A 13,136-nucleotide genomic window follows, 5' to 3' on the forward strand; every position below is an offset into this window, starting at 1 on the left:
GAGACTGACTCATGGCAAAGATAACACAGCTGACAACCACCTTGCTTGATTTCTTGTCCACACAAGACAAGAGCTGGTCGCTGTGTACGCTGTCGTTCATGGCATCCTTCCTCGTGTTCTTTGCCATTTATATCGGACTGAACCGCTACCGTCAGCCGTGGACAAAGGCATACGTCATCGCATTCAGCCTCTTCTTTGCCTACAAAGCCAATGGGATACTGATGCTCATGCTCCCCATAACGGCGATCTCCTCATGGTATCTTACCCGCTTCATGATGCGACTGAAACGTGGGAAGATACGGAGGTCAGGACTTGCCATCGTCATACTGGCGGAACTCACTCCCCTGCTCTATTACAAGTACACGGACTTCACGCTCGAAATACTCCATGAAATCCTGCACAGCAACTTCTCTCCGGAGAAGATGCTGCTGCCCGTAGGAATCTCCTTCTTCACCTTTCAGGCCATCAGCTATACGGTCGATGTCTACAAGGGACGTTACCCCAAGACCGCAGAACTGACCGACTATGCCTTCTATCTCACCTTTTTCCCGCTCCTCATCGCCGGTCCTATCACCCGTGCCGAAGTGCTGCTGCCACAAGTCGGAAGACCGAGAGAGGACATCGACAGCGGACTTGTATATAAGGGGCTGTGGCTTATCATCTGCGGAATGGTCAAGAAGGCACTCATTGCCGATTACATTGCACAATACAACAACATCGTGTTTGACGCTCCGGCCGTACAGAGCGGCTTCGGAGACCTGATGGGCGTGCTGGGCTTTTCGGTACAGATCTACTGTGATTTTTCCGGATACAGCGACCTTGCCATCGGTGTCGCAGCACTCATGGGGTACGAACTGAAAGACAACTTCAACTTCCCTTACCAGAGTCTGAACCTCACCGAGTTCTGGCATCGCTGGCACATCTCCCTCTCCACATGGTTCCGCGACTATCTCTACATTCCTCTGGGAGGCAACCGGAGAGGGGCATTGCGCACCTATCTCAACAGTTTCCTGGCCATGATTGTCGCCGGATTATGGCACGGGGCATCGTGGATGTTCGTCGCATGGGGCGTGCTTCACGGTATCGGTCTGGTCGTCCATAAGCTGTGCAAGAACAACGGACTGGACCGCATTCCCGATAATACGGCAGTAAAGGCCATCAGCTGGTGCCTCACCTTCGGCTATGTCACCTTTGCGTGGATTTTCTTCCGTTCACCTGACATGGCGACAGCCACGACCCTGATGACAAACATCCTCCAGACGACAAGCCTTTCCGATGCCTATACCTTCCTCATGGAATACCCGCTGTGGATCATCGTCGTCCTCATCAGCCTGGAGCTTCACAGCATCCGCGGCAACGATTACAGCTGGCTGCAGGACCGCTTCGTCCATGCTCCATGGCTCGTAAAACTGGGTATATTCGCCCTGGTGCTGCAGCTGGCCATCAACTTCAGCCAGCACAGCATACAACCTTTCATCTACACGCAGTTCTGATACCGGAGACAGGACGGCAGACGGATATTCCATCGCCAGACACCGACATCCACTTTCTTCGCTGAAGGGCATGATGCCCCAAATCGAATATTCCCCGACAGGCTTCGCTCAGCCTGCCGGGGATCGGTTTTTATAGAGGATTTTACAATCCGGCTTGACAGAGCAAGCCTAAAGTGCAACTCTGAAGCCGCATCTCCCGATGCAGAGACGACAGATCTAATCCCTTTAACTTTATTGCATTGAAAAAACCAATACATCTCCTGGACGGGACTGGACGCCGCCGAATGCCCGCCAAGGCAAAAGCATGCGACAGTCCATGGTGTCCGCAGGGGCGAAACCACTACTGGAGCAGTTCCGCATAGTGCTTGAGATTCACTTTCTCCATTCTCCCGTCAGGATGGGTCACCATCATGTAATTGAACCGTACATGTCCCTCGGCATAAGCCACGACTCCCACGCTTCCATCACGAAGGTTCAGTGTGAGATAGCCGTTACGCTTCCCATTCTCATAGTTACAGTTCCATTTCTCCTTTCCATTTGGATAGTAAGAGGTCACATGCCCGTCAAGCACCGTGTTGGCGTCGTTCCCCAGATCGAGGAAAGCATAGCCTCCTTCGAGCCGCTTCTGACCGTCTGGATAAAAGTCCTGGAAGATGTCACGCTCCTGTCCCTTGTAAGTTTCTTTCGCCAGAAGACGGTAATAAGCCGCCGCATCACGGTCGGCCACTACTTTCTTCTGCTGATTGTAGAATATCGTATCACGAGATACCACCACTGTTGTAACGCCTTCACGCGCAAAAGATGTTGCAGAAACCAAGCACACCAGTGCTAACAAAAGTAATTTTCTCATTGTTGTATAGGTCTTTAATTATCGTTTTGACACCGCAAAATTAGTGCTTAGAAATGACACCGCCAAATAAAAACAAGGGTATTTTCCGATTATTTTTCATGCGTTTTCAGTTGTAATTTACGGTCGAAGAAAATATCAAAACGTAAACAAAACCAAGCAGATTAGTTCAGAAAAAGAAGCAGACTATACAAAATTCAAGAATACAAGACCTTCTCCCTGTCTATCTGTCACATGATTGACCTATATCAATTCCGTGTGCAAACAACCGGAACGACAGTGTTGCATTTTGTCACGAAGACACTATCGGAAGCAGAAGATGAACGGCAGATTGTATCTGCAGGCAACGGGCCGGCCGTGCAGCATAGCCGGTTTCCAGCCATGTATCGACCGCAGGGCAGCGGCGACAGCACGGTTCAAAACGACATTGCCTACCGTCAAGAAGACCATATCCTTCAGCGATCCATCCACATCGACGACAAAGGACACGATCACCTTCCCCCTGGGTGTCGATTCCCGGTGGTTGTCACTATAAAAGAGATTCTGTCCGACAGCCTCAGAAATATTCCCCTCAAACCGGGGCATTGTCTCTGGGAAAACCGAGTCGGCGGGAAGAGCTGCATATACCGCCTCGGCGGGGAGGTGCGCTGTGCCGGCGGCAGGAAGCGGCTGTCGCAGCCATCTCCTGAAATTCCTTGAGAAAAGCACATCTATCACCTCATTGCTCACCAAAGAATACGTGCCCCCGACACTGTCCGTACCGAGATCAAAGCGCACGTACGGCCCCTCCAAGGCAAACTGGCCGGGCAGATGTTCCCAGTCGACAGTATCGGTGAGAGGGGCATTCGACGTCGTGTCAAGTACCTCACAGAACTGATAACGTATGCCGGCATTCCTCCAGAGACGTTCCTGATTGAACACATCTCTCTGTGTCAGGATCTTCTGATGGATAAGGTCAAAGGTGAAGTACAGGTGTCTGGAGGCAATGACCGACTGCTCTCCCCGTTCTTCCAGACAGGCGAGGAAAGAGATGTACCGCCCCGGCTCCAGCCAGAGACAATGCAGCTTCATGTCGCAATACCGGCGGACGGACGCTCTGTCATCCTTCATCGTCCGAATCTCCTTGCCCCTCTGCAGCTGGAAATTCCGCCATCCTTCCCTATAACCGGCGGACGGCTGTCCGAAGAAGAAAGCCGTAAGACAATGCTGCAGCTCCGGCAGCACCGATCCATTCAGTCCTTCCGGCCATTCCATGTCCATGGAGACACTGGTCAGCGTGTCGCCTTTCTCATACAGATGGCAGGACGCCTCATAGAGCATGGCGTCGCGGGAAGCGACATTCATCGATGTCTGTGCCGTTGCGGTAAGGCCTACGGCCAGAGAGAGAAGCAAGGGGAAAAGTCTGCCGGTCATCATTTCATAAAAGGTTGTCTGTCGTTTCCGCTGTACTTTATTTCTTCCTCGTGAAGGAGTCGTCGAGCTGCATCTCGCCCGTGAAGCGGATGGACTCTCTTCCGCTGGGGCTCACGATGAGCGAGGCCGCAGCATTGTCGAACACCTCCAATACGATCTGAAAACTCTCGTATTCATCGCGTGTCGTCATGACGACACGCCGCCCGTCCCTGATCAGTTCTTCCTTATAGTCGGTCAGCGGTTCCAGGAGATGCATGCCCCCGCCCGAACCATAAGGTATCTGGTACGCCCGGCCGATATACGGAAGGGAAAGACCGACTGAATCGCCGCTCACCTCGATGCACCAGTCTTCCGCCATATAGACGGAAGGGCCGCGCATGGGATACATCCGGTCTACGAAGACACGGTAGCGGCGTTCGCCCAGATGCGCTTTCACAGCGGCCGTCCGCAGGTGCGCCATCTGCTCCTTGGAGACAGGGTTCCCCTCTGAGTCATAATAAGCCGTAGCACAGCCTGCCAGCAGGGCGGCTGCCGAAAGGGACAAAATCAAATGTTTCATCATTTACCTCGCTTTCTTTTAATGTTCCTGCTGTCCTCTCCCTCAAAGCAGGCGTGTACAGAAGCAGAGAAGCCGGCTGCGGGGAGACAGCATGCCTTATTCTATCTTCTCGATCTTCGGCGCCTCCATCTTTTCTATGGCGGGAGCCGACTGCCGGGCAGGCTGCTCCGCAGGAGAAGTCACATCGGGAGCAGGCACCGGAACCGGAGCCTCGCTATGGTCGTCACCAGTCTTCGCCCCCGCCGCTTTCTCTTCCGCCGGCCGGGCATCTTTCCCCTTTCCTCCATCGCCGGCTTTCGCCTCATCCGTCATCATGTCCTGTTTCGAAGCCTTCATCTTCGGCCAGAGATAATCGCCCACAATGTCTATTGTGTCCCTGTCGGCATCGTGCTGGAGCTCTTCTTCCTGCGCATCGTCAGCCAACGGCGCATCATCTTCAGCCACAATGAAATTATAGGCCAGTCCCAGGAGAACAAGGACAATCAGACCCAGAAGCACCTTAAAGGTGAGGGTCCCGGTAAATCTATGCTGTATATGCTGCTTCAACATCGTCTTGCTGTATAATTATTCTGTTCATGGGAAGTCCTGTTTATGCTCCCGGAAGAAACACAATCCTATATGTTCTCCTTCCCCCTGCAAATTTAGATAAAAATCCCGAATTATAAGCCAATTGGAATAAAAAACCAAAATGAATGCCTCCGAATACTCCTTTCCTGATGTTTGAAAAGGTCTGAATTCTTCAAGACCAGCATGCTGTGTAGAAGCCGTGGAAAGAGGGGGGGCAGCTTTATGAAACGGCAGATCCGGACACCTGCTTCCGCACAGAAGTTCACCCAATGGACTCTCTTCGACTTTTTTGACGTACATAAGAAAGACCTTGTCAATCAGTATGGATGACGGTCTCGATGGAATACGTGACCGTTTTATATCGTTGTGAATAACTCCAGTTGTTTATGAGGAGTTACAACCTCAACCCTCTCCTGTAAATCAAAATTGAAGACCATGGCTTCGACCATAGAGTGTCTGTTCTCAATTTTCCCACCGTTATGGTAGAAATGTTCTTTCGTCACGACATTGAAACGCTGCCAGAGACGTTTTATCATCTCATTGGGCCGGTAATCATTGTGATGCCAGGTAGAAAGAATAAACTTCGCACGGGTCTGTGACAAAGCATCGAAAAGTTCCTCTTCGTCTTTCTCCGTCCATCCATTGTAATAGTCTACATATCGACCATAATATGGCGGGTCGCAATAAATAATATCGTTTTCACCAGCCTGTGCTATGGTTTCAAGGAAGGAAACATTATTGAAACTCCACGCTTTCTTGTTGATGACCTGAGCGACACTTCCTATTTGATTGCAGATTTTCGTTATATATGCAGGTGCAAATCGTCCAGGTTTTTTACAAAAGGGTATATTCCAATCGCCGCGTCTGTTGAAACGCATCATTCCGTTAAACCCTGCCCGAGACAAAAAAATAAAGTCATAAGGACTATGATCCTGATTGAACCTGTCACGGACAAGCCGGTAATACGCATATCCATCTTCGTCTGCCATCTCTAAGAGTTTGCTTTCACGCTCAAGATATGTACGCATAGTATAAGGCGTAATTATCCCACTTTGGACTTGTCGATAGAAATTTATGATATGCGGGTTGGTATCCCCTACGATATGAATACCATTGACAGGCGAATTGAAGCCGACAGCACCCGTGCCGAAAAAAGGTTCTATCCAACGTGCATTAAGTGAAATTCCCGATGTCAGAATCAGGTCATTAATCCATGGGAGCAATTTGGTCTTAATACCCTGCGATTTTATAGGAGGAATGATGACTTGCATATTTATTTTTTCAATTCGGTAAGTATTTTATTCTCTTTTTCCAGATATTCCCGGTAAGTCTCAAGATTATTATAATGAGGTTTCCCAATGCCGGCTTTAGTTGCATCTGCTGCATTATAGAAATTCATCCAATAATGGTCAAACACCTTTTCTCCGAGTATAGCAAAGGTGCCTTCTCCCTTCGTGAGTTTGTCAATCTCTATGACCCCTCCGATATTCCTCGTGTTTCCACTGCCCGGTCTGTCACATGCAATTTTCCATTTGGGCTGGACAAAGAAAATAAAATGCTCAATAACCGATTTTATTGCATTAAGCTCGTTTATGCTATATACTTTCAGTTCATCCTCAGTACTGACACCTTGCTTATAAAGTATCCCCAGTACAAGATGACATTTATACGCACCATACGGATAATCCGTGTTCTTTTTCACTTTGCGATTACGGGAATATCCCCAATATGAACCTGACGGAAAGAGGATGAAAATTGCCGGTTCACCCGATGATGTCTACCCCCGACCGGCCGGAGGACAAACGGGAATGGGATTCCCAACCGGTCGGGAATCCGGTTCCCAGCCGTTGGGAGCAGGATTCCCGGCCGTTGGGAACGGCAGTCCCAGCGTCCGGATCAGCGACGACAGGCAGGAGCGGCCTGTCCCGGCTGCCCAGCCTCCGGACAGCCGGTGCGCCGGCTATTCCTTGATGCGGATGAACGCATTGGCAAGGATGGCTGTCAGACCTCCCGTCGTGATCCCGCTCGAAAAGATGTTCTTGATAATATCGGGCATCTTGTCGAGGATGCCGGGCACTAACTCCACGCTCAGGCCCATGGCAAAGCTGATGGCCATCACCAGCACCGCCTTGCGTGTTATCTCCGTGGCGGCGATGATGCGGATGCCCGCTGCTGCGACCGTACCGAACATCAGCAGCGTCGCTCCGCCCAGCACCGCATCGGGGATGAGGGAGAAGAGCTGGCCGACGACCGGGAAGAGCCCCAGCAGCACCAAAGCTCCGGCGATGAAGTAGCCTACATAGCGGCTGGCGACGCCTGTGAGCTGGATCATACCGTTGTTCTGGGCGAAGATGGAGTTAGGGAAGCTGTTGAAGACGGCAGCCAGAAAGGAGTTGAAGCCGTCGGCAAGGACACCTCCCTGCGCCCTTTTCAGGAAGACGGGTCCCTCGACGGGCTCGCCTGATATAAGCGAATTGGCGGTGATGTCGCCGAAAGCCTCAACCGCCGTGACGAGATAGATCAGCCCCAGGCCGATGATAGACCCCGCGTCGAAGTGCAGACCGTACTTGAAAGGCACAGGGATGTTCAGGTTTCCCGCACCGCTGATGCGTGAAAAATCAATCATGCCGAGCACATAGGCCGTCACGCAGCCTATCAGCAGCCCCAGCACGATGGAGCCCATGCGCAGGAAGCGGTTGGACGAACGGTTGAAGAAGATGATGCTCACCAGCACCAGCAATGCCAGCCCCAGGTTCTGCAACGACCCGAAAGTCCCGCCGTCCACCGCCGACTGGCCGCCGCCGCAGGAGGTGATGCCGGCCTTGATCAGGCACATACCGATGAGCGAGACGACGATGCCCGATACCAGCGGCGTGATGATCTTACGGGTGTAAGGCAGCAGACGGCTCACGACCATCTCGACGACCGATGCCACCATGCAGGCACCGAAGATGTAGCTGAGCCCCAGTCCGACATCCATCTTGCCGCCGACGATGCCGAGCATCCCCGCACCGATGATCGGGCTGATGAACGAGAAGGACGTTCCCTGGATGCAGAGCAGCCCCGTCCCGACCGGACCGAACCTGCGGCACTGGACGAATGTGGCCAGCCCCGACACGAAGAGCGACATCGACACGAGGAAGCCGGTCGTCTCCAGGTCGAACTTCAGCGCCGAGCTGATGATGAGCGGAGGGGTAATGATGGCGACGAAGATCGCCAGCAGATGCTGCAAGGCGGCAAACAGTGTCTCACGGAGAGGCGGACGGTCGTTCAGACCATAGATGAGTTCCTTGGACTTTTCCATTCTTTTACTTTTTAAATGCTATATATAATAAGGTGTACCATGCTTCAGGAAGCGGGAGTGGCTGGCATGCCGCTTCAACGGCCGACGGCCTGCCGCCCCGGAGGCAGACGGATTCATCCAGCAAAGGCAGCGGGCATGGAATCCGCCGAAACAAAAAAGGCAGGCATGAAAGCCCACCTTGGTTTTATTCTTCTCGCAGTTTTATCTCACAATTTTCAAGCGACTCGATGATCGCCAGGCTCTCGCAGCGCACACCGGCCGCCTCTATCACCTCACGGCCGTGCTGGAACGCTTTCTCGATGATGAAGCCCATCCCCACCAGTTCGGCCCCGGCCTGCCGGCAGAGATCGATGATGCCCTTCGCCGCATTGCCATAGGCAAGGAAGTCGTCGACGAACAGCACCTTGTCGCCCTTGCCCAGATACTCCTTGGAGATGACGACGTGGTATTCCCGCTGCTTGGTGAACGAAAAGACCGTCGTCGAAAGCATATCGCCCATCGTCGAGGGCTTCTTTTTCTTGGCGAAGACCACAGGCAGGTCGAGCAGGAAGCCCATCATGATGGCCGGTGCGATGCCGCTTGCCTCAATGGTGATGATCTTGTTGATTTCGGTCGAAGCATAACGGCGGATGAACTCCACACAGACCTGCTTCATCAGATTAGGATCCATCTGGTGATTGATGAACTTGTCTACTTTCAGGATACCGTTCGGGTAACACTTTCCATCCTTGAGGATACGGTCGCGTAATGCTTTCATTGTGCAATGAATCGTTAGTCGGTTTTGAGAATTAATTGCCTGCAAAAGTACTAAAAAGATTAAATATAACGAAAAATACCTGTGTTTTTCTGTTTCCCCGATAATGGAGTTCCTGCTGTGGATAGCAGGTACCCGGCACCATCGCAACTAAGCCTTACTTGACGTGCAAGTAAGGCTTACTTCACGGCTTATCAAGGCTTGGTTGAGAAGCAATCAAGCAACAATTATTACACGATCTTGCAACATGCTGACCACCTGATGTTTGTACCTGCGCCTTCAACGAGTCATTTTTCAGTCCCACTTCTCCATGAGATGAGCAGCTAAAACGCCACTACCACGGTAGTGGAAATAGACTTCTTCTTCAATGCTGCCACAATATCTTTGGCAGTTTCCAAGTCCGTTTCGATCGGAATCGTCCGCTGCGCACTTTTAAGAATATTGTTGAGTGAATTACCCGTGAGCGCATTACTGTTGCCGGAAAGCGAGTTGACAATGTTCACAACCGCAGACTTCTGCTGCTTGCGGGGCACGGTAATCAACTTGATATTATAGCGAGGCTGCGGTTCATCAGCTGGAGGAGCCGGTTTTTCTTCCTGCTCATGCGAATCGACTGGCGGAGGAGCAGGCTTCTCTTCCTCACCCTTCAGATCAGGATTCGTTTCCTTTCCCTGCTTGTCAACTGGTTTGGAGACTGGCTCCCCATGCTGGTCATGCGGTTCAGATGGCCAGAGAATTGGCGGTTGAACCACTGGAACAGGCTCACCCTCTTTTATCTCTACAAGCTGGTTGTTAAAGATCTCGATCAGCTTGGAGATGCCCATTGGCATGTCAGCCGCAGTCACGCAAAGATTGACGTCAATACATCGCTTGCTCTTGAACTCCTCCTTGGTAACATCCGTCATTGCAGCAGAGTCGCCTGGAGCAGAATACTTGGCCTTGAGTTCCACCTTGTCATCCTGCATGCTGCTCTCCGTCACCGTTGCCTGAAAGGTCAAGTTAACCTGTTCTATCTGCAGGTAGGGAACGGGCACGATGCAGATGAGTGGCATGATGAGACGGTTTACCTGTCCACCACTCTCGAAGTAGAAGGTCACGGTGACAGGCTCAAGATTTTCAGAGTGGCCGGGCTTCTTTCTGAACACCACCCCGTAGAGATATTCAAGGGTAGCTCGGGCAGCCTCTTCCTGTGCATTTACACAGGCTGAAAGAGGTCCGCCGATGATGCGATTGAAATCAAGTTCGCTCAGCGAAGAATTCTGCTGGCTTTGTTTGGGGTTATTTAATTCAGGCATATTCTTTCTGTTTTAGAGATTCTTGGAATTGATTCTTACGGGTTATCCGCTGGTTCGTCAGCCTTCCGTATGCGCATACCGTTGCTGCCTGCTATCTGCAACAGACGCGACATGCCATTTGAAGGGGCTGCGGCAACCGCCTTGATGTTCACACGTATGTTGTTGCGCACATCGCTTTTTTCCTGGCGTGACTCGGCAAGCAGGTGATTGGAGGGTGAGAAACGCACCTTTAATCCTTTCAGCTGATGGGTGTTCGAAGACATGATACTTACGAAGAAAGAAAGATCCGCCTGGCTGATTTGCAGGAAAGGAAAGGGCACCAGTACCAAGAGGGGCACACGGAGCGTGTGGTTTTTCCCATCCTGCTGAAACGAGAAACTGACCATTACGGGTTCAGAACCATTGTCAGTAGCATGGAAGGCAGTGCGCTCAATGAGGTCAAGCGACTTTTCCAAAGTCTCATGTTGCGCCTCGATGCAGTCGGTAAGCGTCTTGCACATGATGTCAGAGAGCCACATGACATCTCTATACGTCTTCTTCTGGGGGTTGCTTTTCTGTCCGTCACTCATTTCTTCCTACGTGATTTGATTCTTCGTTTAAGATTCTTCTGCACTGCTCCTGCCTTCCCTTCCCGCTCACATCGGGTTTGAAATCTTCATCTTCTAAGCGTTTTTTCCGCTACTAACCCTTTTCCTCATCCGGCTTCCAGTCACTGGATGTGGGACGCCTAATAATGCGAGGGTCGACAGGTCTATCTACGTCAACAGTCCTATCTGCGTCAACAGTCCTATCTGGGTCAGCAGGTCTTCCTTCCGTTCCTAAACGTACAACATCTGCCCTTCTCACAGCTTCAGTACAATCTAGCATGGAGCGTTTTAAAGGTATGCGCCACTCTTCGCTGGGACGAATAAAAGAACTGTTCTCTTCTCTGTTGGGACGAGCTACAGGACGATCTCCCACTCTGCCGGGGCGGACATAAGAACTGCTCCCTTCTGCGCTGGGACGAGTCACAGGACGGTCTTCCACTCTGCTGGGACGAACTACAGGACGGTCTCCCACTCTGCCGGGGCGGACATAAGAACTGCTCCCTTCTGCGTTGGGACGGGCCACAGGACGGTCTTCCACTCTGCCGGGGCGGACATAAGAACTGCTTTCTTCTGCGTTGGGACGAGCCACAGGACGGTCTTCCACTCTGCCGGGGCGGACATAAGAACTGCTTCCTTCTGCGTTGGGGCGAGCCACAGGACGGTCTTCCACTCTGCCGGGGCGGACATAAGGGCTGCTCCCTTCTGCGCTGGGACGGACCACAGGACGGTCTTCCACTCTGCTGGGACGAGTCACAGGACGGTCTTCCACTCTGCTGGGACGAACTACAGGACGATCTCCTACTCTGCTGGGGCGGACATAAGAACTACTCCCTTCTGCGCTGGGACGAGTCACAGGACGGTCTTCCACTCTGCTGGGACGAACTACAGGACGATCTCCCACTCTGCCGGGGCGGACATAAGAACTACTCCCTTCTGCGCTGGGACGTGCTACAGGACGTATATTGTCTATACTAGGGCGAACTATAGGTCTACTAGGTCTACGGCCGTATTCTATATCTATAGAGGAATCCGACGGCTTAGGATGCCCGTCCTGGGGCAGTCTGCCTGGCCGAGGTCGAAATATAGGATCGGTTGGATTTAAAAGGTCAGGAGCATTACGGCGCCGTTCATTGTCAAGCACATACCCTACAAAGTCGGTATAAGCGGTATCAATATAGCCGTTTTTCCGATACCCCTTGGGCAAATCCTTGTTGTTGAGTTCGCCGTATGTGTACCAGCCATTATACCGTTTGCCGAAGTTTGCAAGATCTTCCTTGAGAATACGCTGTCCGTCAGTAGAATTAATGTCATTGGGATAGATACGCTGTGCCGTCCTGAGGGCAAGCAGCAGATGGTTGCGCAGCCAGTCATGCCTGTTGCTGCCACGGAGTGTTTCCTGCCGATCAATGTTCCACTGTATGCTTTGTTCTGGGTCGAAAGTGCACTCCGGATGTGGTTTCTTCCTGTTGGTCTCAGGCAGTGCAAACGGATTCCGGGGGTCAGGACGGTTCTCACGGATGCGCTTTTCCTGCGCTTCTTTTCTCCACCGTTCTTTCTCTTCCTTCAGCTTTTGTTCTCTTATCCGTTCCTCCTCTGACTGTTCTTTATGCAGCCTGACCGCCTGTACAAGCGCAGCAATCTTGTCGTGGCGCTTTTTTTCAGCCTCTTTACGGCGTTTTCTTTCGCGTTCCCTTTCTTCTTCAATGCGTTTCTGTTCCTCGCAATCTGCAGCTATGATAGCACGTTGCCGATCCGCTTCCCAACGCATCTCATCCACTTCTTCAGCTGTCAAAGTCTCCTGTATGATGAGATTGTTGCCAAAGAAATCAAGCATTTTTGCCATACCCGACGGCATATCGCTGGTTGCAGCACGGATGCTGATACCCATTTTGCTCTGCATCGAAATAGACTTTTCATCCTCTTCCGTGCGTTTATACCCTTCTGACGCATACTTCGCTTCCATCTTCTCGCTGTCGCATGCCGTGATGTCGGCCGTAAAAGAGAGGTCAACATAGTTGATGCGCATATACGGAATGGGGACAATGGTCATGAGCGGCACCGTCATGAGCATGGGAACTCCCTCCATGATGAAGGAGAAAGTAACAGTTACAGGCTCTCTACCCTCGATATCAAGACTTGAATCGGTCATCGTAAAACCACGGATGAAATCCATTGTGGTCTGCGCGGCCTCAGCCTGCGCATGTACGCATGCAGCCAATGGTCCGCCGATGATGCTTCCGAAGGGGATGGAATTGAGGGCGCTCACGACCTTACTGCCTGCATTTATATTAGTTCCATCTTGCATAATGTTACGGAA

The 13,136-nt window shown here is 51.7% G+C and carries 12 protein-coding genes; 1 reads left to right on the forward strand and 11 read right to left on the reverse strand.

Annotated features, from left to right (window positions below; genetic code table 11):
- Positions 1 to 11: 11 nt before the first annotated feature.
- Positions 12 to 1,493 carry an MBOAT family O-acyltransferase gene (locus HMPREF9141_RS10610; RefSeq protein ID WP_007368745.1) on the forward strand — a complete coding sequence of 494 codons (1,482 nt, stop codon included), beginning with the start codon at positions 12 to 14 and terminating at the stop codon, positions 1,491 to 1,493.
- Positions 1,494 to 1,833: 340 nt separating this feature from the next.
- Here HMPREF9141_RS10610 and HMPREF9141_RS10615 read toward each other — a convergent pair whose 3' ends face one another.
- The 11 genes from HMPREF9141_RS10615 to HMPREF9141_RS12480 all read right to left on the reverse strand — a co-directional run bounded on the left by HMPREF9141_RS10615 (position 1,834) and on the right by HMPREF9141_RS12480 (position 13,124).
- Complete coding sequence (locus HMPREF9141_RS10615; protein WP_007368746.1) at positions 1,834 to 2,343, reverse strand: toxin-antitoxin system YwqK family antitoxin; 510 nt, start codon at positions 2,341 to 2,343, stop codon at positions 1,834 to 1,836.
- A 300-nt stretch (positions 2,344 to 2,643) separates the two neighbouring features.
- Entirely contained in the window at positions 2,644 to 3,756 is a 1,113-nt protein-coding gene (locus HMPREF9141_RS10620) for an energy transducer TonB (protein ID WP_007368747.1), read from the reverse strand.
- Positions 3,757 to 3,790: 34 nt separating this feature from the next.
- Positions 3,791 to 4,315, reverse strand: coding sequence for a DUF4251 domain-containing protein (locus HMPREF9141_RS10625; RefSeq protein WP_007368748.1), 525 nt, complete (start codon positions 4,313 to 4,315; stop codon positions 3,791 to 3,793).
- 93 nt (positions 4,316 to 4,408) lie between these two features.
- Positions 4,409 to 4,861: a hypothetical protein gene (locus tag HMPREF9141_RS10630; RefSeq protein WP_007368749.1), complete on the reverse strand. Its 453-nt coding sequence runs from the start codon at positions 4,859 to 4,861 to the stop codon at positions 4,409 to 4,411.
- A 374-nt stretch (positions 4,862 to 5,235) separates the two neighbouring features.
- Positions 5,236 to 6,150, reverse strand: a complete 915-nt coding sequence (locus HMPREF9141_RS10635) for a DNA adenine methylase (protein ID WP_007368751.1) — start codon at positions 6,148 to 6,150, stop codon at positions 5,236 to 5,238.
- 2 nt (positions 6,151 to 6,152) lie between these two features.
- Complete coding sequence (locus HMPREF9141_RS10640; RefSeq protein WP_007368752.1) at positions 6,153 to 6,581, reverse strand: type II restriction endonuclease; 429 nt, start codon at positions 6,579 to 6,581, stop codon at positions 6,153 to 6,155.
- 258 nt (positions 6,582 to 6,839) lie between these two features.
- A complete protein-coding gene (locus HMPREF9141_RS10645) occupies positions 6,840 to 8,183 on the reverse strand; it encodes a nucleobase:cation symporter-2 family protein (protein WP_007368753.1) in 1,344 nt (447 codons plus the stop codon).
- A gap of 184 nt (positions 8,184 to 8,367) precedes the next feature.
- Positions 8,368 to 8,940 carry a xanthine phosphoribosyltransferase gene (gene xpt / locus HMPREF9141_RS10650; protein ID WP_007368755.1) on the reverse strand — a complete coding sequence of 191 codons (573 nt, stop codon included), beginning with the start codon at positions 8,938 to 8,940 and terminating at the stop codon, positions 8,368 to 8,370.
- Positions 8,941 to 9,260: 320 nt separating this feature from the next.
- The gene (locus tag HMPREF9141_RS12475) at positions 9,261 to 10,232 is read right to left on the reverse strand and encodes a DUF2589 domain-containing protein (protein WP_007368756.1); all 972 of its coding nucleotides are present in this window, start codon (positions 10,230 to 10,232) and stop codon (positions 9,261 to 9,263) included.
- A gap of 35 nt (positions 10,233 to 10,267) precedes the next feature.
- Complete coding sequence (locus HMPREF9141_RS10660; RefSeq protein ID WP_007368757.1) at positions 10,268 to 10,801, reverse strand: DUF2589 domain-containing protein; 534 nt, start codon at positions 10,799 to 10,801, stop codon at positions 10,268 to 10,270.
- 112 nt (positions 10,802 to 10,913) lie between these two features.
- Positions 10,914 to 13,124: a DUF2589 domain-containing protein gene (locus HMPREF9141_RS12480; protein ID WP_050788050.1), complete on the reverse strand. Its 2,211-nt coding sequence runs from the start codon at positions 13,122 to 13,124 to the stop codon at positions 10,914 to 10,916.
- Positions 13,125 to 13,136 lie beyond the last annotated feature (12 nt).

The sequence above is a fragment of the Prevotella multiformis DSM 16608 genome (genome assembly GCF_000191065.1).
Classification (GTDB): domain Bacteria; phylum Bacteroidota; class Bacteroidia; order Bacteroidales; family Bacteroidaceae; genus Prevotella; species Prevotella multiformis.